The sequence below is a fragment of the Novosphingobium sediminicola genome (assembly GCF_014196525.1).
Taxonomy (GTDB): Bacteria; Pseudomonadota; Alphaproteobacteria; order Sphingomonadales; family Sphingomonadaceae; genus Novosphingobium; species Novosphingobium sediminicola.
In genome coordinates this window covers 207,495-230,716 of record NZ_JACIDX010000006.1, presented here as the reverse complement: position 1 = coordinate 230,716, position 23,222 = coordinate 207,495, and the positions used below count along the sequence as shown (strand labels likewise).

The window sequence follows — 23,222 nt, the reverse complement described above, 5'->3', positions numbered from 1 at the left end:
GCGAGGGACTCGTCCCTCGCGCTCCCGTTACTGTATATGTTGCGCGCAAGGTTCGGCGTTTTGTGTCGGACGCGATGTTATAATTTTAAAGCCTGCGGCGCAGACACCGCTGACCTCGCCACGCCGCAGGCTTTAAAAATCCTCACACCTTCGCAAACCCACCCCCATAACGGGATTGCAAAGGGCCCCCGCCCTTTGCCCGCCGGAGGCAAAACCTTCTTCTTGGCAGCCCCCCCACTTTTCCCTATCGCCACCCCACCATGACCGCCACCGCCCTCACCGCCACCGACTTATGCTGCCGCCGCGGCGACCGCTGGCTGTTTTCGGGCCTTTCGCTGGGCCTTGCGCGGGGGCAAGCGCTGCATATTCTGGGGCCGAACGGCTTGGGCAAATCCAGCCTGATGCGGATGCTCGCGGGCCTGCTCCCGCCCAGCCCCGATCCGGTCAGCGGCATCACCGGCGCGATCGCGTGGGACGGCCCGCTGGCCCTGATGGACGAGCGCCACGGCCTCGATCTGGGCCAGCCTCTGGGCGCGGCGCTGGCGTTCTGGGCGCGGGTCGATGGGCCGGTGCCCGATGAAGCGATCAAGGGGCTGGGTCTGGCCAATCTGCTCGATGTGCCGGTGCGCTATCTTTCCACCGGCCAGAAAAAGCGCGCCGCCCTTGCCCGCCTGATCGGCCAGCACGCGCCCAACTGGCTGCTGGACGAGCCTTTGAACGGCCTTGATGTCGCCGCCTGCGCGATGGTCGAGCGCATGATCGAGCGCCACTGCGCGGGCGGAGGCGCTTGCATTATCGCCTCGCATCAATCGCTTGGCATCCCCGGCCTCACCCGCCTCGACCTTGCCGAGTATGCGTTGTGAAGGGGGCCGCACTTCTCGCCATCCTGCGCCGCGACCTGCGCCTGCTCCTGCTGGGCAGCGGGGGCGGAGGCGGCATCATGCTGCCCATCCTGTTCTTCCTCGCGGTGGCCATCATCTTCCCCTTCGCCGTCGGGCCGGACCCCAAGCTCCTCGCCCGCGTGGGCGGCGGCGTGATCTGGCTGGCCGCGCTGCTGGCCGCGATCCTGCCGCTCGACCGCCTGATCGAGCCCGACCGCGAGGCGGGCCTGTTCGAGCAATGGGCTCTGCGCGGCATCTCCGAAGAAGTCATCGTCGCCCTGCGGTTGTTGGCTCACTGGCTCTCCTTCGCTCCGCCCCTCATGCTGGCCACCCTGCCCGCCGCCGCGCTTTTGGGCCTCGACGGGCGCACCATCGCGCTGGTCGAACTGGGCCTGCTGGCCGGAACCCCCGGCCTTGCCGCCGTGGGCGTAGCGGTGGCCACCATCACCGCAGGCCTCAAAGGCGGCGCAGCGCTGGCGGGCCTGCTCTTCATCCCCCTCTGCGTCCCCCTGCTCATCTTCGGCGCAGGCGCCTTGGCCATCGGCGGCGAAAGCGGGTTGGCTTTGGCGGGCGCGGCCAGTCTGGTGCTGGTGGCCTTGACACCCTTTGCCGGGGCGGCGGCGCTGCGGGCTGGGCGGTAAATTTGCCTCCGGCGGGCAAAGGGACTTGTCCCTTTGCAATCCCGATACTGTCTGCGTTGTGGCTTACCGGAAGCGGGGTGTTTATGGGCAGTGTCGTGGAGGGAGGTTATACCGCTTCGCGGGAAGAAAAGGGATGCGCCGCACATGCGCCATTGCGGCCGTTAGAGATACTGCTATTTTGCCTGAGTTGCCAAGATGGTGGTATCCATGACCGATATACTCAGTAGCGCGTTGAATTTCAGTCTTTGGCTGTGCCTGCTGCTTGCGACCAGATACCGTTGGAACAAGTCTATAGTGTTCTTCGCATTCGGCGCCTTCATTTTTCTGAGGGCGCTGGAATGGGTCACACCATTAGAGATCAAAATGCCGTCGCATGTCGGCCACCCTGTCAATATTGGGCTGGAACTGGCAACCCTCGGGATGGTTTTATGGTTTTTGTTCAACCACTCACGGTGGAAACGACCTGAAACAAACTAACGTTCCCGCCCTTCCGCCATACCCCGCCGCGCAGCGGCCTTGAAAACCCGTCACCTAACCCCAAAACACCCCGCCGCCCTTCAACCGCAACGCCGACAGTCCCGGGATCGCAAAGGGCCCCCGCCCTTTGCCCGCCGGAGGCACCTAAACCCCTCTAAACAAACCGCTCCGGCCCAAACACCCCCGGATCGACCTCGCCTGCCTCCTGCCCCAACAGCAACCGCGCCGCCATGTCCGCCGCCGCAGGAGCCGTCTGGATGCCAAAGCCCCCTTGCCCCGCGCACCAGAAAAAGCCCGGCACCGAAACATCCCAGCCATAGACCGGCAACCGATCCGGCGCGAAACTGCGCAGGCCCGCCCAGCGATGCTCGACCGCCTCGACGCGCCAGTCCACCACGCCTTCAAACCGATCGATGGCCACGGCCACGTCGATTTCCTCGGGCGCGGCGTCGCAGGGCGGCACGGGGGTTTCATCGTGAGGGGTCAGCCAAAGCCGCCCGCCCTCGGGCTTGAAATAGAACGTACCGGCCATGTCCATCACCAGCGGCATGGCGGCCTGCGCCTCCGGGGAAACGCGGATTTGCGCCATGGTGCGCCTTAAAGGCTGAATACCCACGGGCCGCGCCCCGGCCATCGCGGCCACCTCGTCGGCCCAGGCGCCCGCCGCATTGACCAGCACGCGAGCGCGGATCTCGCGCCCATCCTCAAGGCTCAGCGCCCAATCGCCATCGCAGCGCGCAGCCGCCAATCGCGCCCGCGTCCAGACCTCGCCCCCGCCGCGCCGAAAGGCCGCGAGGTAATGCTGATGCAGCCCCGCTACATCGATGTCGCGGCATGACGGCTCGGCAAGGCCCGCCACCCATTGTGGATCAAGGCCCGGCACCTGCGCCTCCATCCCCGCGCGGTCCACGGCGGGCAGATCGACGCCGACGTTCGAAAATTCCTCGGCAAAAGCCTGCAATTCGGGCAAATCCTGCGCCCGCGCCAGATGCAGCCCGCCGCGCGGATGCAGAAAGCCCAGTTCCTCCAGCACCGGCCCGGAGGCCAGCGTCAAAGGCTGAACCTGCGGCCCGCCATAGGTTTCCTGCCAAAAGGCCGCGCTGCGCCCGGTGGAATGGTATCCGGGGCGGTCCTCGCCCTCCAGCATGACCACCGACCCCGCGCCCCGCGCCAGCAATTGCGCGCCCAGCGAGGCGCCCGCCATCCCGGCGCCCACGATTGCTATATCAAACCTCTGGCTCATCGCCCGACCCAAGCCGCTCAGAGCGCGCGGGTCAAGTCCGGTGTCACAGGCTGAGCCACATGCTCGCTCAGAAAGGCCTCGATCCGCTCCATCGCGGGCTCGCGCACCTCGTCCACCTCGCGCAGGATCTCATGGGCCGCCTCCGGGCCAAAGCTCATGATCTCGCCATGGGGCAAACGCCGCGCCGCCTTCAGATTGGCCCGGTGGCACACCAACCCATCGGCGGCAGTCGACAGAATCAGCACCGGCGTCTGAACCCGTTCCAGCACGCCGGGCGCCATGAACGTCTCCATCGAGCGCAAGCCCGCCGCCATCCAGCCCCAACTGGCCGGCCCCATCGCCAGTTCGGGCCGCGCCGCGCGCCAGTCCATCTCCTGCTGATAGCGCCGCGCGTCATGGGTCAGCAGGCCTTTGCGCGCATGGAGCGAACTGGCCGGTTTTTCCCCGCCATTCCATGCCGGACGTCGCGCATCGCCCAGCTTGAGCATCGCCCAGCCCAGCGCCTTTTGCGACCAGAAGGGCGCCCCGCCCGCCGCAAAGCCCAGCATCGGCGCGGAAAGCACCAGCGCATCGGGATCGACCCGCCCCTGCGCCAGCGCGCGCAGCGCCAGATGCCCGCCCATCGAATGGCCGATCAGCGCCACCGGCCCCGGCCGTTCGGCCCGCCATTCGTGCCAGAACGCGGCCAGATCCTCGATCCACACCGAAAAATCATCAACGTGCCCGGTCGAGTCATCCATCCCCAGCCGCCCCGACCCGGCCTGACCGCGCCAGTCGAGGCTGGTCACATGCCATCCGGCATCGCGCCATTCCTCCAGCGACTCGAGGTATTTTTCATAGAAATCGCCCCGTCCGGGCATGAACAGCAGGCTGCCGCGCAGAACATGGCGAGGGGAAAGATCGATTCGACGGATCGGCCAGCCATCGGGCGCCATCCAGAATTGTTCAACGCCGCCCTCGGGAAGTTCCATTAGCACCTCTTTTACGCCTTGCCGCCCGCCAGCCCCCCGATTGCGCCATTTGCGCGCCTTGCGTTGGTTACTGTTTGGTAAGTCATCACCACTAAAACGGAAACCTGATCCAACCAGAGGTCCGCATGCTTGGTTCTTCCTTTTCCTACGGTCTGCTGATCGCCTTGGCAATCGCGCTGCTGGTGGCGGCCTATACCGACATCCGCCGCCGCCAGATCGACAACTGGCTCAATGCCGGGATCGCTCTGGCCGCCCCGCTGTTCTGGTGGGCCAGCCATATGGGACTGGCCGAAATCGGCTGGCAACTGGCGCTGGCGGCGGGGGCCTTTGTGGTGCTGGCCGGATTGTTTGCGTTGGGCGCGATGGGCGGGGGCGATGTCAAGCTGCTGGTGGCGCTGGCACTGTGGATCAAGCCGGTCTGGTTTGCCCAGTTGCTGATGGTGATGGCGGTGTCGGGGGGCGTGCTCACGGTGGCGCTGGCCGCGTGGCATGTGGCGCGGCGGCATCCGCGCAAACCATCCATCCCCTATGGCATAGCGATAGCTCTTGGCGGGCTGTGGGTGATTGCTTCGGGCTATTTATTTCCGGCCGCCGGAACCGTTCTGGCGGGGTGATCGAATGTTAACCAATCTATCGGATATTTCCGGTCGTACTGCGGTTAGAGCGTAAGGGGCTTGTTCGGCAATGGATAGACGAAGGCTGATGCTGTTGATTGGCGCGATGGTCATCGCGATCGGCACAGCGCTCGCTGCCCGCAGCATGCTCTCGGGCGGCAATGTCGCCCCTGTCGTTCAGGCGGCCCTGCCCGTGGCGCCCACCGGCCCCAAGGTGCTGGTGGCCCAGCGCGCGCTGCCCCCCGGCACGATCATCACGGCCGATGCCGTCAATTTTCAGGATTGGCCCGGCAACCTGATGAAGGAAGCCTATTTCGTCGACGGCAAGATCGACATGAACAAGCTGATCGGCACGGTCGTGCGCTATCCGATCACCGCGGGCCAGCCGCTGACGCAGGGCGCGCTGGTGGCGCCGGGTGACCGGGGCTTCCTGGCCGCCGCGCTGGGCGCGGGGATGCGCGCGATCACCATCACCGTCTCGGAAAAGTCGGGCGTTGCAGGCTTCATCTTTCCGGGCGACCGGGTGGACATCATGCTGACCCAAACCATTCGCGGCAATGGCGGCGACGCACAATCACTTAACGTGACGGAAACCGTCCTGCGCAATCTGCGCGTGCTGGCCACCGACCAATCGACCGAAAACCAGACCAACGAGGGCAAGACCGTGGTGCGCACGTTCCACACAGTCACGCTGGAGGTCACGCCCAAGATCGCCGAAAAGATCGAGGTGGCCCAGGCCGTGGGTGCGCTCAGCCTGACGCTGCGCTCTCTGGCTGACAATCAGGGCGATCTGGACCGCGCGATCGCCAATGGCGCGATCAAACTGCCCGAGGGCGCATCCAAGGCCGACGAAACCCGCCTGCTGGCCAGCGCCGCGCGCCGTCCCGCTTCCTTCAGCAACAGCGGATCGGGCGGAGAATCGATGACCACCGGGGCCGAAGTTTCGCGTTTTCAAAAGCGCACCCTGCCCGCCAGCGGCCCGGTCATGCCTGCGGCAGGGGGCCCCTCGATGGGCGCGCCGGTGGTGGCGCGGGTGAACAACAATGGCGTGCGCGTGATCCGCGGGCGCGACAGTCAGACCGTTTCCATGGGCGCCAACGGCCAGCCGGTTCAGGCGATTGCCAATGGCATGGGCGCGGCGGGCAATGCCTTTGGCGGGGGCGCAACCGGCCCTCTGGCCCAACCTTGAGATGAGAGGCCACAAGATGCAACACCGCCTCACCCTTCCACTGTCCGGCCCGCTGGCCGCCATCGCGCTGGCCTCGGTCTGTCTGGCAGGCCTTGCGCCTGCCACGCTGAGCGCGGGGCCTGCCCATGCGGTCAAAAAGCCCGTTGCCAAGGCGGCCGTCAAAACTGCGGCCAGGCCCGCCGCAAAGCCGGTTATGGCCCCCGCCAACGGCCCCAGCCGCGAAACGATGCGCGATTTTGGCACGCGCGGCTATGCGCCCGTGGCGATCAGCGGCCCTTCGGCGGCCATGGCGGTCGCGCTGGGGCGCGGGCAACTGGTCAATCTGCCCGGCCCGATGAAGGATGTCTTTGTCGCCGATGACAAGATCGCCGATGTTCAGGTCAAATCGAACAACCAGCTCTATGTCTATGGCCGCAGCGCGGGCGAAACGACGATCTATGCCAGCAATGCGGCAGGGCAAGTGATCTGGTCCACCAATGTGCGCGTGGCCAGCAACATCGACAGCGTCGATCAGATGCTGAAAGTCGCCATGCCCGAATCGCATATCAATGTGGCAACGCTGAGCGCTGGCACCTATCTGCTGACCGGCACCGTGGGCGCGCCCGAGGATGCGGCCGAGGCCCAGCGCCTTGTCACCGCCTATCTGGGCAAGGAAGCCAATGTCATCACCCGCCTGAAAACGGCCACCCCGCTTCAGGTCAACCTTCAGGTCCGCATCGCCGAAGTCTCGCGCTCGCTGACCAAGACGCTGGGGTTCAACCTGACCACCATAGGCAATGGCGGCAACGGGTTCCAGTTCGGCGTATCGCAGGGCCGCTCCGTTACCACCTTCACCCCCGGTTCGCCGCTGAATGTGGGGGGTACCGGAACATATTATGCAAACACCCCCAACGGCGTCCAGGAAAAGGCCGCCACATCGCTGTCGACCCTTTCCACCGCCACCACGCTGGCCGGTACGGGCACGCTGCTGGGCGTGAACATTCTGGGCGCGCTGGATGCGGGCGAACAGATCGGTCTGGTCACCACGCTGGCCCAGCCCAACCTGACCGCGCTGTCGGGCGAGACGGGCGAGTTTCTGGCGGGCGGCGAATTTCCGATCCCCATTTCCTCGGGCCTCGGCACGGTCTCGATCGAATATAAGAAATATGGCGTCAGCCTGAGCTTTACCCCCACCGTCCTGTCCGACGGGCGGATCAGCATGCGCGTGCGCCCCGAGGTTTCCGAACTCTCCAGTCAGGGCGCGGTCACGCTCAACGGCTATTCGATCCCCGCGCTTTCCACCCGCCGCACCGAAACCTCGGTGGAACTGGGTTCGGGGCAAAGCATGATGATCGGCGGCCTGTTGTCGAACAAGGCCAGCAACACGATCCAGAAAATGCCCGGTGCGGGCGACTTGCCGGTGCTGGGCGCCTTGTTCAAATCCACCAGCTTTACCAAGGGCGAGACCGAACTGGTGATCGTGATCACCCCCTATCTGGTCAAGCCGGTCAATGACGGCGAGATCAAACTGCCCACCGACGGCATGCAGACCGCCAATGACATCCAGCAGGTGGCCGCCAATATGTTGAGCGAGGGCAAGAGCGGGGCGGAACGTCCCAAGCCGACCCTCAAGCCCTCCGAAGGCGAGAACGCGCCGCCCAAAAAGGTGAGCGCCGCCCCCGAAACCAAGGCGGGCAAACGCGCCGTGGCCAGCGAAGCAACCCAACCCGGTTTCAGCCTGAATTAAAGCGAGGCAGCGATGAACAGGATCTCTTCTCCTTTGTCCGGGCGCATCATGAACGGCGCGGTGCTTGGCCTGTCGCTGATGCTGGCGGGATGCGGCGGCGTGGCGGAAAACCGGATGCTCTCCAGCGTCAATCAGCCCGTGGTCAGCCACAACAGCTTTGCCCTTGATGTCATCACCGGGCCGGGCGGCATCTCGCGCGCCGAGGCGCAGCGCGTGTCGGGCTGGTTCGATGCGCTGGGCCTGCGCTATGGCGACCGGGTGGCGATTGACGATCCGCTCAAAAGCGAGGCAACCCTTGGCGCGCTTGCCGAACTGGTGTCGCGGCGCGGGCTTCGGATCAGCCGCGAAGTGCCCGTGGGCGAAGGCAGCGTGAATGCGGGCATGGCGCGCATCGTGGTGACGCGCGCGGTGGCCGGCGTGCCCAATTGCCCCAACTGGTCGGACAACAGCGAAAGCAATTTCAACAATGCCACCAGCCACAATTACGGCTGCGCGGTAAACGGCAATCTGGCCGCGATGGTGGCCGACCCGGACCACCTGCTCTCGGGCGCGCGGACCAAGGGCCAGACCGTGGTGATGACCAGCAACAAGGCCATCGACGCCTATCGCGCGGCCAAGCCTTCGGGCGATGGCGGCAATGCGGTCAAGAAGGTCGGCACCGGGGGGAGCAATTAAGCCATGAACGCACCGTGGAAACCCGGATCGGCGCAAAATCGCGACAGTTTCGCCGCCTATGTCTGCGACGAGGCGACGCTGGACGTGATGCGCCCGCTGGCCGCCGATTTCGGCTGGGCGCCGGAAAAATGCACGCGCGGGGGCCTGCGCAGCGCGGTTCAGGCGCTCTCGGTCAGCTCGTCGCCCTCGATTCTGGTGGTCGATCTGTCGGAAAGCGGCGACCCGCTGGGCGATATCAACGCCTTGGCCGAGGTATGCGAACCCGGCACGGTGGTGATCGCCATCGGCCAGGTCAATGATGTGCGCCTCTATCGCGACCTGCTGGGCAGCGGCATTCACGATTATCTGCTCAAGCCCCTCTCCTCGGGCCTGATGCGCGACGCGCTGGTTCAGGCGCAGAACATGCTCAACGCCCCGCGCGCCAGCGAGGCCGGATCGGACACGCCGCATCTGAGCACCGCCGTCATCGGCACGCGCGGCGGTGTCGGCGCCTCGACCGTGGCCAGCTCGATCGCATGGCTGTTTTCCACCGACCACAAACAGCCCACCGCCCTGCTCGATCTGGACATCCATTTCGGCACCGGCGCGCTCAGCCTCGATCTGGAGCCGGGCCGCGGCCTGACCGACGCCATCGAGAACCCCAGCCGCATCGACGGACTGTTTATCGAACGCGCGATGATCCGGGCGGGCGAACATCTCTCGCTGCTCTCGGCCGAGGCGCCGATCAGCCATCCGCTGCTGACCGACGGTTCGGCCTTTGTCCGGCTGGAGGAGGAATTCCGCCACGCCTTTGAACACACGGTCATCGACCTGCCGCGCAACATGCTGATCAATTTTCCGCATGTGCTGGCGGACGTGAATGTCATGCTGCTGGTGACCGAGCTGACGCTGGCGGGCGCGCGCGATGCGATCCGCATCCTGTCGTGGCTGCGCGCCAATGCATCCCATGCCCAGGTGATGGTGGTGGCCAACCGCGTCCAGACCGGCATCGCCGAAATCAGCCGCGCCGATTTCGAAGCCTCCATCGAACGCAAGATCAACGTCACCATCCCCTTTGACGTCAAGGCCGCCGTCCATTGTGCGAAACTGGGCCAGACCTTTGCCGAGGCCAACCGCGCCACCAAAGCGGGCGCGGCGCTGCGCGATCTGGCGCTCTCGGTCAAATCGCTGATCGCGGTCGAGGCCAAGGAAGGCGCGGCCCAGCCGGAACGCAAATCGCTGCTGGGCAAGATCGATTTCATGGCGCTGCTGAGCGGCAAGAAGGACGGGGCGAAAGAAAAGGCGCGCTGATATGGACACGGTCCAGATCCTGCTGATCACTTTTGGCGTGGGCGGCGTGCTGATGCTGCTGGCGCTGGCCTTTGGCGGGCCTTCGCCGGCCAAGGAAGGCGCGCGCCGGTTGCAATCGGTGCGTTTTCGCCATTCCGAAAGCGCGACCGACAAGGTGGAGGCGCAGATGCGCCGCGCCCTGGCCCAGCGCCGCCCGATGATCAGCAATGATGGCGGCCCGCGTTCACAGATCGAGATGCTGGCGCTGCGCCTGCACCGCGCGGGCAAGACATGGACCGTCCAGCAATATCTGCAGGCATCGGGCGGTCTGGCGCTGGTCGTGGCGCTGCTGCTGTGGCTGAAAACCGGCTCGCTGATGCTGGCGCTGATGGTGGGTCTGCTGGTGGGGGCGGGCGTGCCGCATATGGTGGTGGGCTATCTGATCCGCAAACGCTACGACGATTTCACCGCCAAATTTCCCGATGCCATCGAATTGCTGGTGCGCGGCCTGCGCTCCGGCCTGCCCGTGACGGAAACGCTGGGCATCGTCTCGGCCGAAGTGCCCGGCCCCGTGGGTCAGGAATTCAAGCTGGTGACCGAGCGCATCAAGATCGGGCGCGGCATGGACGAAGCGCTGCAGGATACGGCCGACCGGCTCAACATGGCCGAATTCAACTTTTTCTGCATCACCATCGCCATCCAGCGCGAAACGGGCGGCAATCTGGCCGAAACGCTGGGCAATCTGGCCGATGTGCTGCGCAAACGCGCCCAGATGAAGCTGAAGATCCGCGCGATGAGTTCGGAATCGAAAGCCTCGGCCTATATCGTCGGTTCGCTGCCTTTCATGGTGTTTCTGATGATCAACTGGGTAAACCCGCAATATCTGGCCGGGTTTTTCTCGGATGATCGCCTGATCATCACCGGCCTTGGCGGGCTGACATGGATGGGCATCGGCGTGTTCATCATGGCCAAAATGGTCAGCTTCGAGATCTAAAGGGGCAAGGCGATGGACCAGACAGCGGCGCACCCCCATATTCTGGGCTTTGATGTATTTTTCGTCGGCACGCTGCTGGCGGGCGTGGCCGCGATCATGGTGATGGTGGCGATCTATGCCGCGCTGACCGTGCGCGATCCGATGCAGAAGCGGGTCAAGGCGCTCAACGAAAGGCGCGAGCAGTTGAAGGCGGGCATCGTCTCGCACACGCCCAAAAAGCGCGCCAATATCGTGCGCCGGTCCGACACGACCGATGCGATCCGCATGATCCTCGACAAGCTGAAAGTGTTGCAGGACAGCCAGTTGGCCGATGCCCAGCAAAAGCTGGCGCAGGCGGGCATCCGCAACAAGGAATGGGCGGTCGCGATCATCTTTGGCCGCATGGTGGCGCCGATCATCCTGGGCGGTCTGGCGGCAATCGTGATCTATTGGATCAATTATTTCCCGCTGTGGACCGATTTCAAGAAATTCATGGGCTTTGCCGCCGCCGTCGTGGGCGGCTACAAAGGCCCCGACATTTACGTCCAGAACCTGATCACCAAACGCACCGCCGCGATCCGCAAGGGCCTGCCCGATGCGCTCGACCTGTTGGTGATCTGCGCCGAGGCGGGCCTGACGGTGGACGCGGCCTTTTCGCGCGTGGCCAAGGAACTGGGTCGCGCCTATCCCGAACTGGGCGATGAATTCGCGCTGACGGCCATCGAATTGTCCTTCCTGTCCGAACGACGGCAAGCGTTTGAAAATCTTGCCTATCGCGTGGCGCTCGATTCTGTGCGCGGGGTGGTGACGACGATGATCCAGACCGAGCGCTACGGCACCCCGCTGGCCTCGGCGCTGCGCGTGCTGTCCGCCGAATTCCGCAACGAACGCATGATGCGCGCCGAGGAAAAGGCCGCCCGCCTGCCCGCGATCATGACCGTGCCGCTGATCCTGTTCATTCTGCCCGTGCTGTTCATCGTCATCCTTGGGCCGGCGGCCTGTTCGATTGCCGACGCCTTCAGCAGCGGCCCGGCGGCGACCAAGAAATAAGCGGCGCAAAAACCCCTGTCCTACAGCAAACCATTCCGGTTATAAGCCGCCACCATCCCGCGCCGTGATCCGCATCGGGGGCCGTCGACAGCCCCCAGCGGCCCCCGGCAAGGGAGGACCGGCAGGCGTTGCGGGGCAAAGGCGGCGGCATCACAGCGTCGCGCACCCAACCGCCAAAAGCCAGCGGGATCAAAAGGATGGACGGAAGCCAGCGAGCCCGCCCGCCATCCACCCGGCTGATGAGGGCCGAGCAGGGATACCGGCGTTTCCCCTGCCATTCGCCAAAACGCGCCACACCGCCGCCCTTGCGCACCAAGGCGGCCCGCCATGCCTGCCGGTCCACGGCCCATTATCCGCATTGGCCCGCGGAGGCGGCGCTATGGTCGCCTCAAATTTCCCGATGCGATTCGAGGTATTTCTCGGGGATGCGCAGGATCTCGGCGGCAATCTGCGTCTCGCGCAGAAAAAGCCACAGGCCCCACATCAACAGCGCCACCGAGATCAGAAAGCCCCCAGCCGCCACACGCTCCAGCGGCACTGACACCATTTCCTCCAGAAACAGGATCGCCACCGTCAGCCCGATGCACAGGCCCGACATCACCAGCACGCGAATAGCCTTGGTGTTCAATTGGATACGCAGATCGACCTGACGCATTTCCAGCACGACAATGTCATGCGCCGCCCCGGAGGTTTCGCCATAGAGCTTTTGCAAAGCGCGCGCGCGATCCACAATCCGGCCCAGCCGCGTGGACAGGATGTTCATGATATTGCCGATCGCCACCAGAACGAAAACCGGGGCAAGGGCAAGCTGGATAGTATGCGCGATCATGGCTTCGTTCCTAATTCATGCGCGCGCCAAACCCAAGAGGGCCCGATTCCTATTCACAGGAACCAGCTCTGCTTCCACCCGAAAACAGATTCGACCGCCCGCCCCGCCCCATCGCGCGCGGGGTTGAAGCGGAAGCGCTCCATCGCCATCCGGCATGTCAGCGCGTCGGCGGCGGAATCGCGGCTGGGCCGGTGGATGCGGCAGGCAACCGGGCGGCCATCGACGCCCACCGTGATCGCCACGATGACATAATCGCCGATCCGCGCCTCGCGCCCCTCGCGCGGATAGTCGCGGGCGGCGATGGTTCCGGCGATCTTGACGGCCGGGCCGCCTCCGCCCTGCCCCATGCCAGTTCCACCGGCACCGCCGCCCTCGCCCGATTGCGATGCGCCGGTTCCGGCCCCTGTGCTGGCGCCCGAGGATTGCGCGGCCCCGGTGCCTGCCACGGGCGGCGCCACGATGGGGCGCAGGGCCACGGCCTTGGGCGCCACCACCGCACGCGGCACTGCCTTCTCGCCAGCGGCCCCTTTGGGCGCAGCGGCCTGCGGTTTGGGTTGCGCCTGAGGTTTGGGCGCGGGCGGCGGCAGGGTGAAATCGACGCTTTCCATCGCCCCCGCCGTGGCATCGCGCAGGCCATCCACCCCGCGGCCCAGCCCCAGCAAGGCCAGCAGCACCAGCCCCTGTATCCCGCCCGCCAGCACGGCGGCGCCAAGGCGCACTCGATAGGAAGGTTGCTCCATCACGGCCAGTTTAGCACCAACGCAAAAGGGGCGGAAAGCCTAAGCCTTCCGCCCCCTTATCCGAAACCTGAAACAGGCTTACTTCTTCAGCGTGCCCAGATAAGCCACGATGTTGGCGCGTTCGGCCGCATCGGGGATCACCATCGCCATGCGGCTGCCGGGCACCAGCTTGGTCGGGCCGGCGATCCACTGATCGATCAGCGCCGGGGTCCAGGCCTTGCCATAGGCCTTGAGCTGGGGCGAATACATCGCAAAATCGGTGGTGCCGGCCTTGCGGCCAACCACGCCCAGCAGGTTGGGGGCCATCGTGGGCTTCTGACCAGCGCCGATCACGTGGCAAAGCTGGCACTTGGTCTTGAACGAGGCCGCGCCCTTGACCGGATCACCGGCAGCAGCAGCAGGAGCGGCAAAACCGAGAGCCATCGTGGCGGCAGCCACCAGCGCGGCAGCGGGGGTAAACAGTCGCGACATCGTCATTCATCCTCTTTTCAAGCGAAAGGCCCGGAATATGCGATTCATCAAGAATCATCCCGACCGTCCTTTTCATCGGCGCTCATGCCCGCAAAGTGGCGGGGAAAGCAAGCGTTGAGAAAGGCCCGATCGCGTTCATAAACAACGCGAACCTCAGGCGTTTTCTCTGGCCTTGCCGCCCCTTGTCCCACAATGCGCAGTTTTGCGCTGTAGCCTGCTTATCGGACAAAATGGCTGTCGGCGCGCTGAATAGGAATTAGAGCCTTTCGATCTTTTGCGTGGCCTCATCAATGATGCGCGCCACTTCGAAAGGCAGATCCTCGCCCGCCCCTTCGCGGCCCAGCCGCTCCATGATCGCGGCGCGCAGATTGTGGACCGCGCGGCGCACCGGGGCGCCATCGGTCCGCTCGGCCTGCGCGGCCAAGGCCTTCAGCCGGGCAAAAAGCGCCTCGATCTGCTCACCCTTGCCCTCGATTTCGGCGCGGCCAAGGTCGCTGATGGCGAACAGGCGGCGCTTGCCCCCTGCGGTGTCCACCTCGACCACCAGCTCCATTTCGCTCAGCATCACCAGCAGCGGGTAAAGCACGCCGGGGCTGGGCTGATAGGCGCCGCCCGATTGCTCGGCAAAGGCGCGGATGATCTGATAGCCGTGCTGGGGCGCATCGGCCAAAAGCGCGAGGACCAGCAGGCGCAATTCATCGCCGTCATACAGCTTGCCCCGGCGCCCGCCAAAGCCGCGCCCGCCGCCCCGGCCACCGCCAAAGCCGCCACCTCCGAAACCGCCGCCGCCAAAGCCGCCGCGCCCGAACGGGCCGCCTTCAAAGCCGCCGTCAAATCCGGCGGCGAAATGGCCGTGATGGCCATGGTGTCCGTGGTGTCCGTGGTGTCCGTGGTGGCGATGGCCGTGATAGCCAAAACCATGATGGCCAAAGCCGTGGGCGCCCTTGCGCCCGTGTTTTCCGATGTTCGATCCGAACATTACATACTCCTTCATATCGGTCATGAAGCCGAATGTAGGAGAATTCTAAAAACCTTCAAGATATATCTTTAAAAAATTTCCGCTCGCCGATTGTCCCGGTCGATCCGCCACTCCTGCCGCCTGTCGGGATCATGCGAAACATGGGCGACATAGCCCGCCCCCGGCGCCTCCCAATCCGCCGCCGTCATCGCCGCGCCATCGCGCCGCAACCAACACCCATCACGCGGAAATTGCGCGAAATCCCCGGATCGCCGTCGGGCCGAAAGCTCCGCGACATAATCCTCCAGCGCCTCGTCCCGCGCGGCCCAATCGACCCAACCGATCGCGCTGTCCTGACAATAGGCATTGTTGTTGCCCTGTTGGGTCCGGCCAAATTCATCGCCTGCGGTCAGCATGATCGTGCCGGTCGAGGCAAACAAAGTGCCCAACAGCGCGCGCATATCGGCCCCACGCCGCGCGTTCACCTCAGGCGAATCGCTCGGCCCTTCCACCCCGCAGTTCCAGCTGTGATTCTCGCCATGGCCGTCGCGATTGCCCTCGCCATTGGCATGGTTGTGGCGATGCGCATAGGCCACCATATCGGCCAGCGTGAAACCGTCATGGGCGGCCAGAAAATTGACGCTGCGGCATTGCTGCTCGCCAAACACATCGGCGCTGCCCGCAAGTCGGGTGGCCAGAGCGCCCAGCCCCCCCTCGCCTTTCCAGAACCGCCGCACATCATCGCGAAACGCATCGTTCCATTCCAGCCAGCCAGCCGGAAAGCGCCCCAACTGATAACCGCCCGGCCCAATATCCCACGGCTCGGCAATCATCACCCGATCGGCCAGAACGGGATCGGCGGCGATCTCGGCAAAGATCGGCGCGGCCGGATCAAACCCCGGCCCGCGCGCCAGCACCGGCGCCAGATCAAAGCGGAACCCATCCACCCCGCATGTGCCCACAAAATGCCGCAATGCCGCCAGCGTCAGTTCGCGCACCGGCGCATAGGCAAAATCCAGCGTATTGCCGCATCCGGTGTCATTAATCAGCGCCCCCGCCGGCGCATGAGCATAGGCCGCATTATCCAGCCCGCGCAGCGACAGCACCCCGCCCAGCACATCGCTCTCGCCGCTGTGGTTGAACACCAGATCGAGGATCACCCCGATCCCTTCGGCCCGCAGCGCGGCCACCGTATCGCGCAATTCCGCCACCCCGCCGGGGCACAGGCCGGGGTCCAGCGCCATCATCGCCACCGGATTATAGCCCCAGAAATTGCGCAGGCCGAGGGGCGGCAAATGGCGCTCGTCCAGCCAGGCCACAATCGGCATCAGCTCCACCGCGCCCACGCCCAGTTTTTTCAGATGCGCGATGATCGCGGGATGCGCCAGCGCCGCCACCGTCCCGCGCTGCGCCTGCGGCACATCGGGGTGCAGCAGGGTAAAGCCGCGCACATTGACCTCATAGATCAGCCCGCCGGGCGCGAAACAGGGCGGCAGAGGCGCAACCGGCGGCATCTCGCCCGGCACTATCGCACGGGGCACAATCGCGCCCGTATCCGCGCCATAAAGCGCCAGCCTCGGGTCCTGAACAAAGCGGCGATCCAATTCCACCGCATAGGGATCGACCAGCAATTTGGCCGGGTCGAACCAGCGGCCATTACGCGGGTCCCACGTGCCATTGACGCGATAGGCATAGCGCGCGCCTGCCCGGTTTCCCGGCAGGCTGACGCGCCAGTCGTCGCCCCCATGATCGCCATCGCGGACCATCGCGATCCGCACCTCGGCCTGCCCTTCAAACAGGCAGAGCCACACCGCATCGGCCAACGGAGCGCGCACCGCGAAATGGGTCGCGCCCGCCTCTGCCCACGCGCCGTAACGCGCCATCAGGTGATGACGCTGGGCTCGGTCCGCCCGGTGTGGCGCGCGATGCCCGCGATGCCATCAGCCGCTGCGATCAGATCGGCCAGCTTGACCGGCGTTTCGCCCGCCAGATCGCCGCCCACCGGCTCATACCGCTCCAGATAGACGCGCAGGGTCGCCCCTTCTGTGCCCGTGCCCGACAGGCGGAACACGATGCGGCTTCCGCCCACAAACAGGATGCGCACGCCCTGATTGGTCGAGATCGAGCCATCCACCGGATCGGTATAGGCAAAATTGTCTGCGGTCTCGATGGTCAGCCCTTCGAAAACCTGCCCCGGCAAAGTGGCCAGCGCGCCGTTCAATTCACCCATCAACGCATTGGCCGCCTCGGTCGGCAGGCCCTCATAATCGTGGCGGGCATAGTAATTGCGCCCGAACTTGGCCCAATGCTCGGCGGCAATCTGCGCCACCGGCTGCTTGCGCACGGCCAGAATGTTGAGCCAGAGCAGCACCGCCCACAGCCCGTCCTTTTCGCGCACATGGTCGCTGCCGGTCCCGGCGCTTTCCTCACCGCAGATCGTGGCCATGCCCGCATCGAGCAGATTGCCGAAGAATTTCCACCCCGTCGGCGTTTCAAAGGCGGGAATGCCAAGGCTTTGCGCCACAAGGTCCGCCGCCGCGCTGGTCGGCATGGAGCGCGCAATGCCCTTGAGGCCCCCGGCATAGGCGGGCGCCAGATGGGCGTTGGCCGCCAGCATCGCCAGCGAATCCGAAGGCGTCACGAAAATCCCGCGCCCGACGATCAGATTGCGGTCGCCATCGCCATCCGACGCCGCACCGAAATCGGGAGCATCGGCCCCAAACATCGTTTCAAACAATTCATGGGCATGGACCATATTGGGGTCCGGGTGATGCCCGCCGAAATCCTCCAGCGGCACGCCATTGCGGACAGTGCCCGGCGCAAAGCCAAGCCGCTTTTCCAGAATCTCATGCGCATAAGGGCCGGTCACGGCATGCATCGCATCAAAGCTCATCGTCAGCCCGCCGGCGACAGCAGCCCGGATCGCTCCGAAATCGAACAGCTTTTCCATCAGCGCCGCATAATCGGCCACGCTGTCGATCACCTCGACCGCCATGCCCGCCACATCGACCACGCCCAGCGTATCGAGATCAATGTCGGCCGTATCCACCGCGCGCCACTCGGTAATTTCGGTCGTGCGCTGATAAATCGCCTCGGTCACGCCCTCGGGCGCGGGGCCGCCATTGGCGATATTATACTTGATGCCGAAATCCTCGTCCGGCCCGCCCGGGTTGTGGCTGGCCGACAGGACAAGACCGCCGCTCGCGCCATATTGGCGGATCACGTTGGAGGCCGCGGGCGTCGAGAGAATGCCCCCCTGACCCACCAGCACGCGCGCATAGCCATTGGCGGCGGCCATGCGGATCGCCTGCTGGATCACGGTGCGGTTGTGATAGCGGCCATCGCCGCCGATCACCAAAGTCGCGCCATCCCCCCGCTCCACCACGTCAAACACGCTCTGGATAAAGTTTTCAGCGTAATTGGGCTGGGCAAAGACCTTCACCTTCTTGCGCAGGCCCGAAGTGCCCGGCTTTTGCCCGGCAATCGGCTGGGTGGCCTGAGTGATGACCTGTGGGGTCGCAATCGTCGAGGTCATGCTGGCGAATTCTCCAAAGCGATGGAACGATACAGTGCAGCATAGGTGCCGCCTGATTGTGTCCACGTAAAGTCCGAAAGCATCCCCGCCTTCTGCATTGCGCGCCAGACATCCTGTTTATGATAAAGCGAAATTGTCCGCGTGATCGCCTCGCACAAGGCGTCGTGATCGACCTCGGCGAATTGTACGCCCGTGGCCGCCCCGGCCTTGACCGCGGCCAGATTGGCATCCACCACCGTATCGGCCAGCCCCCCCGTGCGCGCCACCACCGGCACGCAGCCATAGGCCAGCCCGTATAATTGCGTCAGCCCGCAAGGCTCGAACCGGCTGGGCACGAGGATGGCATCGCCCCCCGCCTGCATCCGGTGCGAAAGCGCCTCGTCATAACCGATGCGCAGGGCGATACGCCCCGGATGGCGCGCGGCGGCGGCGGAAAGCTCGCCCACCAGCCCCGCATCGCCCGACCCCAGCAGCGCCAGACGCCCGCCCAGCCCCGCCAGATGATCGAGGCACCCGGCCAGCACATCCATGCCCTTTTGCCATGTCAGGCGGCTGACCACGATGAACAGCGGGCCATCGTCGGATTCGAGGCTGAATTCCTTTTCCAACGCGCGCTTGTTCGCCTGCCGTTTGGCAAGGCTGCGCGCGGTGAACTGGCTCTTGATCGCAGGGTCGGTGGCCGGGTTCCATTCCACCGGATCGATGCCGTTGACGATGCCATGCACCTGCGCGCCCCGGCTGCGGATCAGCCCTTCCAGCCCCATGCCGAAATGCGGCTCGCGGATTTCCAGCGCATAGGTGGGAGAAACGGTGGTGATCGCATGGGCCGCCTCAAGCCCGGCCTTCAACATGCCGACGCCGCCGTGATATTCCACGCCATTGACCGCCCATGCCTGTGGCGGCAATCCGATCTGGTGAAACAGCGCGGCGGGGAAATGGCCCTGAAACGCCATATTGTGGATGGTCATCACGCTGGGCACAGAGCGCCCGCCATAGGGCGCGAATTTGAGATAGGCCGGGGCCAGACCCGATTGCCAGTCATGAGCATGGAGGAGATCGAACTCCATCCCCTCGACAATGCCCCCCGCCACATCGGCCGCCGCCCGCGCAAAGACGGCAAAGCGCAACCCATTGTCGGGCCAGTCCTGCCCCGCCTCATTGCCATAAGGCCCGCCGGGGCGATCAAACAGCGCCGGACAATCGAGCACCAGTACCGGCGCGCCATCAACCGCGCCATCCAGCGTTCCGGCCAACAGGCGAGCGCGATGGCCAAAGATCGCCTCCCATTCATGAAGAACCTTTGGCCCCGCCGCTTTTGCGCGCTTGGATTTGGGCACCGGATATTGCGCGCTCAGCCGCGCCAGCACCCCCGGATAACCCGGCAGCATCGTGGTCATCGCCACCCCATGCGGGGCGACCGCAGCAGGCAGCGCGCCCGCCACATCGGCCAGCCCGCCGGTCTTGATGAAAGGCACGGCCTCCGAGGCGAGGCTGAGGACGCGCAGGGTCATGGCTCCCAATCCCTTCAATCCAGATCCAGCGCCTGTATCATCCGCTTGGTGATGAGGCAGACGCCATTCTCGGTGCGGCGGAAACGCTTGGCGTCCAGTTCGGGGTCCTCGCCCACCACCAGACCTTCAGGAATGCGCACGCCCGAATCGATGATGACGCGCGAGAGTTTGGCATGACGCCCGATGTTGCAATAGGGCAGGATCACCGCCTCATTCACCTCGGACCAACTGCCCATCTTGACGCCCGTAAACAGCAGCGAGCGATAGGCCGTGGCCCCCGACACGATGCAATCCTGCGAAATCAGCGAGCGGATCGCATGGCCCCGGCGCCCTTCCTCGTCATGGACGAATTTGGCGGGCGCGGCCACGACCTGATCGGTCCAGATGCGCCAGTCGCGGTCATACATGTTGAGCATCGGAACGGTATCGGTCAGATCGAGATTGGTCTCGAAATAAGCGTCCAGCGTGCCGACATCGCGCCAATATTCGCCAATCTCGTCCGCCGCGCGAACACAGCTTTCGGTAAAGCGATGCGCCACCGCCTTGCCGCCCTTGACGATCTTGGGGATGAGATCATTGCCGAAATCATGCGTGCTGATCGGGTTGGCCGCATCTTCCTTCAGCAATTCGAACAGGAATTTGGTGTCGAACACATAAATGCCCATCGACGCCAGCGACCAGCCCGGCTTGCCCGGAATTTCGGGCGGATTGATCGGCTTTTCGACGAAATCGGTGATGACGTCATTGCCGTCCACCGCCATCACGCCAAAGCCGCTGGCCTCCTTTTGCGGGACCACCAGACAGCCGATCGTGACATCCGCGCCGCTGTTCACATGCTGGCGCAGCATCAATTCATAGTCCATCTTATAGATATGGTCGCCCGCCAGGATGACCATATATTTGGGACCATAGCTCTCGATGATGTCGATGTTCTGATAGACGGCGTCGGCGGTGCCTTCGTACCACTGCGTTTCGGAAACGCGCTGCGATGCGGGCAGGATGTCGAAGCTTTCGTTACGTTCCGGCCGCATGAAATTCCACGCGCGGTTCATATGGCGGATCAGGCTGTGGGCCTTGTATTGCGTCGCCACGCCGATGCGGCGGATGCCTGAATTGATCGCATTCGACAAGGCAAAGTCGATGATCCGGCTCATCCCCCCGAAATAGACCGCAGGCTTGGCGCGATTGTCGGTCAGTTCCTTAAGCCTGCTGCCCCGCCCCCCGGCCAAGACATAGGCCATCGCCTCGCGAGCCAGAGGCTGGCTATTCGTATCGCGCATCATACCCTCCCATTCACGCCGCAGCTTCTATCCATTCCAGCATAATCGTCGCCAGTGGCGGCAGCGTGACCAACGCCGCACCATCCTGCGCCACAACCTGCCCCATATTTCCCGCGCCGGTGCCGCCGTAACAAGCCGCATCGGTGTTGATGATTTCGCGCCACACGCCGTCGCGCGGCAAAGGCAGGCGATACGAGCCATGCACCTGAGGCGTCATATTGCTGATGACCGCCACGCAGGCCCCGTCGCCGGAATGCCGCGCCCATGCAAACACGCTGGCCAGCGCATCATCGACCACCAGCCATTGGAACCCCTCGCCCTCGCAATCGCGGGCGTGGAGTGCGGGCGTCTCGCGATAGGCGCGGTTGAGGTCACGCACGAGGCTGCGCATCCCCTCATGCTCGGGCTGATTCAGCAGATCCCAGTCGAGGCTGCGCTCCTCGCTCCATTCGCGAAGTTGCGCAAATTCCTGCCCCATGAACAGCAGCTTCTTGCCCGGATAGCCCCACATGAGGCCGTAATAGGCGCGCAGATTGGCGAATTTCTGCCACTCATCGCCCGCCATCTTGTTGACCAGGCTGCCCTTGCCATGGACCACCTCGTCATGGCTGATGGCCAGCACGAAATTCTCGGCAAAGGCATACATCAGGCCAAAGGTGATGTCGTTATGATGGTGGCGCCGGTGGATGGGATCGCGCGCCATATAGCGCAGCGTGTCATGCATGAAGCCCATGTTCCACTTGAACCCAAAGCCCAGCGCGTTGCGATTGTCATCCACCGCCGGCAGGGTCACGCCCGGCCATGCGGTCGATTCCTCGGCCACGGTAAAGAAGCCGGGGATCTGGCCATAGACCGCCCGGTTGACCGCGCGCAGGAAATCCACCGCTTCCCAATTCTCGCGCCCGCCCGCCTCATTGGGAATCCATTCGCCCGCCTTGCGGCTGTAATCGCGGTACAGCATCGAGGCCACCGCATCGACGCGCAGCCCGTCCACATGATAGCGCTCGGCCCAGAACAGCGCGTTATTGACGAGGAAGGAGGACACTTCCCGCCGCCCGAAATTATAGATCGCGGTGTTCCAGTCGGGGTGAAAGCCCAGACGCGGATCGTCATGTTCATAGAGCGCCGTGCCGTCAAACCGCGCCAGCCCATGCGCGTCGGTGGGGAAATGGGCGGGCACCCAATCGACCAGCACGCCGATCCCGGCCCGGTGCGCCCCATCGACAAAACGGGCAAAACCTTCGGGCGGGCCAAACCGCGCGGAGGGGGCAAACAGGCCCAGCGTCTGATAGCCCCATGACGGATCATAGGGATGTTCGGCAATCGGCAGAAACTCGATATGGGTAAAGCCCATTTCCACCACATAGGGGATCAGCTTTTCCGCCATGGCGTCCCAGTCGAGGAACCAGTCCTTGTCATCGCGCATCCATGATCCGGCGTGGACCTCATAGATGCTGATCGGCGCGCGGCGCGGGTCGACCTTGGCCCAATAGTCGCGGTGCCCTTCATCGCCCCAGTCCTGCTTGACCGGATGCGCCGTCAGGCTGGCGGTCGAGGGGCGCAATTCGCCCGCCTGACCCCACGGATCAGCCTTCAGAGGCAGGACCGTGCCGTCGGCCCCGACGATGCGATATTTATACGCCGCCTCGGTGCCTACGCCGGGAACGAAGATTTCCCACACGCCGATGTCGGCGCGGCGGCGCATCGGATGGCGGCGATGGTCCCAATCGTTGAAATCGCCCACCACGCTGACCAGCGCGGCATTGGGCGCCCAGACCGCGAAATGGACGCCGTCGCTGCCCTCATGATGGATGCAATGCGCGCCCAGCTTGTCGAACAGGCGCAGGTGATGGCCCTCGTTGATGAGGTAATCATCCAGAGGCCCCAGCACCGGACCATAGGAAAAGGCATCCTCGACAAACCAATGCGCGCCCAGCGCCCCCACGCGATAGCGTAAAGGCTGCGGCGCCCCGGCGATCACGCCCTCGAACAGGCCCCGGTCATCGACCCGCTCCAGTTCGCCCAGCTCCGTCCCGTCCAGCGCGCAGGCCACCGCGACCTGCGCTCCGGGCAAAACCGCCCGGACGAAAGTGCCCCCCGGCCCCTCATGCGGCCCCAACAGGGAGAAGGGATCACCATGGGATCCATCGAGCAGGGCGGCAATAGCGGTCGGGTCGGGCTTCACTGAA

General features: G+C 64.7%; 21 protein-coding genes. 10 read left to right on the top strand and 11 right to left on the bottom strand.

Going from position 1 to position 23,222, the window contains the following annotated elements:
- Nucleotides 1-260: 260 nt before the first annotated feature.
- The 3 genes from ccmA (at nucleotide 261) to GGR38_RS09680 (ending at nucleotide 1,999) form a co-directional block, all read left to right on the top strand.
- Entirely contained in the window at nucleotides 261-863 is a 603-nt protein-coding gene (gene ccmA / locus GGR38_RS09690; protein WP_183624938.1) for a heme ABC exporter ATP-binding protein CcmA, read from the top strand.
- Nucleotides 860-1,522, top strand: coding sequence for a heme exporter protein CcmB (locus GGR38_RS09685; protein WP_183624936.1), 663 nt, complete (start codon nucleotides 860-862; stop codon nucleotides 1,520-1,522). The genes ccmA and GGR38_RS09685 overlap by 4 nt, the downstream gene beginning before the upstream one ends.
- Nucleotides 1,523-1,729: 207 nt before the next feature.
- Complete coding sequence (locus GGR38_RS09680; RefSeq protein ID WP_183624934.1) at nucleotides 1,730-1,999, top strand: hypothetical protein; 270 nt, start codon at nucleotides 1,730-1,732, stop codon at nucleotides 1,997-1,999.
- 154 nt (nucleotides 2,000-2,153) lie between these two features.
- Here the strand turns inward: GGR38_RS09680 and GGR38_RS09675 are convergent, their stop codons facing one another.
- Nucleotides 2,154-3,242: an NAD(P)/FAD-dependent oxidoreductase gene (locus GGR38_RS09675; protein WP_183624932.1), complete on the bottom strand. Its 1,089-nt coding sequence runs from the start codon at nucleotides 3,240-3,242 to the stop codon at nucleotides 2,154-2,156.
- A gap of 17 nt (nucleotides 3,243-3,259) precedes the next feature.
- The gene (locus GGR38_RS09670) at nucleotides 3,260-4,213 is read right to left on the bottom strand and encodes an alpha/beta fold hydrolase (RefSeq protein ID WP_183624930.1); all 954 of its coding nucleotides are present in this window, start codon (nucleotides 4,211-4,213) and stop codon (nucleotides 3,260-3,262) included.
- Nucleotides 4,214-4,338: 125 nt separating this feature from the next.
- Here GGR38_RS09670 and GGR38_RS09665 point away from each other — a divergent pair, with 125 nt between their 5' ends.
- The 7 genes from GGR38_RS09665 (at nucleotide 4,339) to GGR38_RS09635 (ending at nucleotide 11,709) form a co-directional block, all read left to right on the top strand.
- Complete coding sequence (locus GGR38_RS09665; protein ID WP_183624928.1) at nucleotides 4,339-4,827, top strand: A24 family peptidase; 489 nt, start codon at nucleotides 4,339-4,341, stop codon at nucleotides 4,825-4,827.
- 70 nt (nucleotides 4,828-4,897) lie between these two features.
- On the top strand, nucleotides 4,898-6,016 hold the full coding sequence (cpaB, locus tag GGR38_RS09660; RefSeq protein WP_183624926.1) for a Flp pilus assembly protein CpaB: 1,119 nt from the start codon (nucleotides 4,898-4,900) through the stop codon (nucleotides 6,014-6,016).
- Nucleotides 6,017-6,032: 16 nt separating this feature from the next.
- On the top strand, nucleotides 6,033-7,742 hold the full coding sequence (locus GGR38_RS09655; protein ID WP_183624924.1) for a type II and III secretion system protein family protein: 1,710 nt from the start codon (nucleotides 6,033-6,035) through the stop codon (nucleotides 7,740-7,742).
- 12 nt (nucleotides 7,743-7,754) lie between these two features.
- Nucleotides 7,755-8,417: a CpaD family pilus assembly protein gene (locus tag GGR38_RS09650; protein ID WP_246404415.1), complete on the top strand. Its 663-nt coding sequence runs from the start codon at nucleotides 7,755-7,757 to the stop codon at nucleotides 8,415-8,417.
- Nucleotides 8,418-8,420: 3 nt separating this feature from the next.
- The gene (locus tag GGR38_RS09645; RefSeq protein WP_183624922.1) at nucleotides 8,421-9,707 is read left to right on the top strand and encodes a CpaE/TadZ family protein; all 1,287 of its coding nucleotides are present in this window, start codon (nucleotides 8,421-8,423) and stop codon (nucleotides 9,705-9,707) included.
- 1 nt (nucleotide 9,708) lies between these two features.
- Entirely contained in the window at nucleotides 9,709-10,680 is a 972-nt protein-coding gene (locus GGR38_RS09640) for a type II secretion system F family protein (RefSeq protein WP_183624920.1), read from the top strand.
- A 12-nt stretch (nucleotides 10,681-10,692) separates the two neighbouring features.
- The gene (locus GGR38_RS09635) at nucleotides 10,693-11,709 is read left to right on the top strand and encodes a type II secretion system F family protein (protein ID WP_172339056.1); all 1,017 of its coding nucleotides are present in this window, start codon (nucleotides 10,693-10,695) and stop codon (nucleotides 11,707-11,709) included.
- 388 nt (nucleotides 11,710-12,097) lie between these two features.
- Here GGR38_RS09635 and GGR38_RS09630 read toward each other — a convergent pair whose 3' ends face one another.
- The 9 genes from GGR38_RS09630 to glgB all read right to left on the bottom strand — a co-directional run bounded on the left by GGR38_RS09630 (nucleotide 12,098) and on the right by glgB (nucleotide 23,218).
- Nucleotides 12,098-12,538 carry a DUF2721 domain-containing protein gene (locus GGR38_RS09630; RefSeq protein ID WP_183624918.1) on the bottom strand — a complete coding sequence of 147 codons (441 nt, stop codon included), beginning with the start codon at nucleotides 12,536-12,538 and terminating at the stop codon, nucleotides 12,098-12,100.
- A 53-nt stretch (nucleotides 12,539-12,591) separates the two neighbouring features.
- Complete coding sequence (locus GGR38_RS09625; RefSeq protein WP_183624916.1) at nucleotides 12,592-13,278, bottom strand: TonB family protein; 687 nt, start codon at nucleotides 13,276-13,278, stop codon at nucleotides 12,592-12,594.
- Between the two features lie 78 nt (nucleotides 13,279-13,356).
- A complete protein-coding gene (locus GGR38_RS09620) occupies nucleotides 13,357-13,755 on the bottom strand; it encodes a c-type cytochrome (RefSeq protein ID WP_246404413.1) in 399 nt (132 codons plus the stop codon).
- Between the two features lie 250 nt (nucleotides 13,756-14,005).
- Nucleotides 14,006-14,728: a PadR family transcriptional regulator gene (locus tag GGR38_RS09615; RefSeq protein WP_183624915.1), complete on the bottom strand. Its 723-nt coding sequence runs from the start codon at nucleotides 14,726-14,728 to the stop codon at nucleotides 14,006-14,008.
- Nucleotides 14,729-14,796: 68 nt separating this feature from the next.
- Entirely contained in the window at nucleotides 14,797-16,590 is a 1,794-nt protein-coding gene (glgX, locus tag GGR38_RS09610; RefSeq protein WP_183624914.1) for a glycogen debranching protein GlgX, read from the bottom strand.
- Nucleotides 16,590-18,242, bottom strand: a complete 1,653-nt coding sequence (locus tag GGR38_RS09605) for an alpha-D-glucose phosphate-specific phosphoglucomutase (protein WP_183624913.1) — start codon at nucleotides 18,240-18,242, stop codon at nucleotides 16,590-16,592. The genes glgX and GGR38_RS09605 overlap by 1 nt, the downstream gene beginning before the upstream one ends.
- Complete coding sequence (gene glgA, locus GGR38_RS09600) at nucleotides 18,239-19,753, bottom strand: glycogen synthase GlgA (RefSeq protein ID WP_183624912.1); 1,515 nt, start codon at nucleotides 19,751-19,753, stop codon at nucleotides 18,239-18,241. Before glgA ends, GGR38_RS09605 begins: the two co-directional genes overlap by 4 nt.
- A 14-nt stretch (nucleotides 19,754-19,767) precedes the next feature.
- Nucleotides 19,768-21,033, bottom strand: a complete 1,266-nt coding sequence (glgC, locus tag GGR38_RS09595; RefSeq protein ID WP_183624911.1) for a glucose-1-phosphate adenylyltransferase — start codon at nucleotides 21,031-21,033, stop codon at nucleotides 19,768-19,770.
- A gap of 13 nt (nucleotides 21,034-21,046) precedes the next feature.
- Nucleotides 21,047-23,218, bottom strand: coding sequence for a 1,4-alpha-glucan branching protein GlgB (glgB, locus tag GGR38_RS09590; RefSeq protein WP_183624910.1), 2,172 nt, complete (start codon nucleotides 23,216-23,218; stop codon nucleotides 21,047-21,049).
- Nucleotides 23,219-23,222: the final 4 nt, after the last annotated feature.

What these genes read in the sequence shown, in the direction of transcription:
- ccmA (WP_183624938.1), top strand. Translation starts at nt 261, where the DNA reads ATGACCGCCACCGCCCTCACCGCCACCGACTTATGCTGCCGCCGCGGC.
- GGR38_RS09680 (WP_183624934.1), top strand. Translation starts at nt 1,730, where the DNA reads ATGACCGATATACTCAGTAGCGCGTTGAATTTCAGTCTTTGGCTGTGC.
- GGR38_RS09675 (WP_183624932.1), bottom strand. Translation starts at nt 3,242, where the DNA reads ATGAGCCAGAGGTTTGATATAGCAATCGTGGGCGCCGGGATGGCGGGC.
- GGR38_RS09670 (WP_183624930.1), bottom strand. Translation starts at nt 4,213, where the DNA reads ATGGAACTTCCCGAGGGCGGCGTTGAACAATTCTGGATGGCGCCCGAT.
- GGR38_RS09665 (WP_183624928.1), top strand. Translation starts at nt 4,339, where the DNA reads ATGCTTGGTTCTTCCTTTTCCTACGGTCTGCTGATCGCCTTGGCAATC.
- cpaB (WP_183624926.1), top strand. Translation starts at nt 4,898, where the DNA reads ATGGATAGACGAAGGCTGATGCTGTTGATTGGCGCGATGGTCATCGCG.
- GGR38_RS09655 (WP_183624924.1), top strand. Translation starts at nt 6,033, where the DNA reads ATGCAACACCGCCTCACCCTTCCACTGTCCGGCCCGCTGGCCGCCATC.
- GGR38_RS09650 (WP_246404415.1), top strand. Translation starts at nt 7,755, where the DNA reads ATGAACAGGATCTCTTCTCCTTTGTCCGGGCGCATCATGAACGGCGCG.
- GGR38_RS09645 (WP_183624922.1), top strand. Translation starts at nt 8,421, where the DNA reads ATGAACGCACCGTGGAAACCCGGATCGGCGCAAAATCGCGACAGTTTC.
- GGR38_RS09640 (WP_183624920.1), top strand. Translation starts at nt 9,709, where the DNA reads ATGGACACGGTCCAGATCCTGCTGATCACTTTTGGCGTGGGCGGCGTG.
- GGR38_RS09635 (WP_172339056.1), top strand. Translation starts at nt 10,693, where the DNA reads ATGGACCAGACAGCGGCGCACCCCCATATTCTGGGCTTTGATGTATTT.
- GGR38_RS09630 (WP_183624918.1), bottom strand. Translation starts at nt 12,538, where the DNA reads ATGATCGCGCATACTATCCAGCTTGCCCTTGCCCCGGTTTTCGTTCTG.
- GGR38_RS09625 (WP_183624916.1), bottom strand. Translation starts at nt 13,278, where the DNA reads ATGGAGCAACCTTCCTATCGAGTGCGCCTTGGCGCCGCCGTGCTGGCG.
- GGR38_RS09620 (WP_246404413.1), bottom strand. Translation starts at nt 13,755, where the DNA reads ATGACGATGTCGCGACTGTTTACCCCCGCTGCCGCGCTGGTGGCTGCC.
- GGR38_RS09615 (WP_183624915.1), bottom strand. Translation starts at nt 14,728, where the DNA reads ATGTTCGGATCGAACATCGGAAAACACGGGCGCAAGGGCGCCCACGGC.
- glgX (WP_183624914.1), bottom strand. Translation starts at nt 16,590, where the DNA reads ATGGCGCGTTACGGCGCGTGGGCAGAGGCGGGCGCGACCCATTTCGCG.
- GGR38_RS09605 (WP_183624913.1), bottom strand. Translation starts at nt 18,242, where the DNA reads ATGACCTCGACGATTGCGACCCCACAGGTCATCACTCAGGCCACCCAG.
- glgA (WP_183624912.1), bottom strand. Translation starts at nt 19,753, where the DNA reads ATGACCCTGCGCGTCCTCAGCCTCGCCTCGGAGGCCGTGCCTTTCATC.
- glgC (WP_183624911.1), bottom strand. Translation starts at nt 21,033, where the DNA reads ATGCGCGATACGAATAGCCAGCCTCTGGCTCGCGAGGCGATGGCCTAT.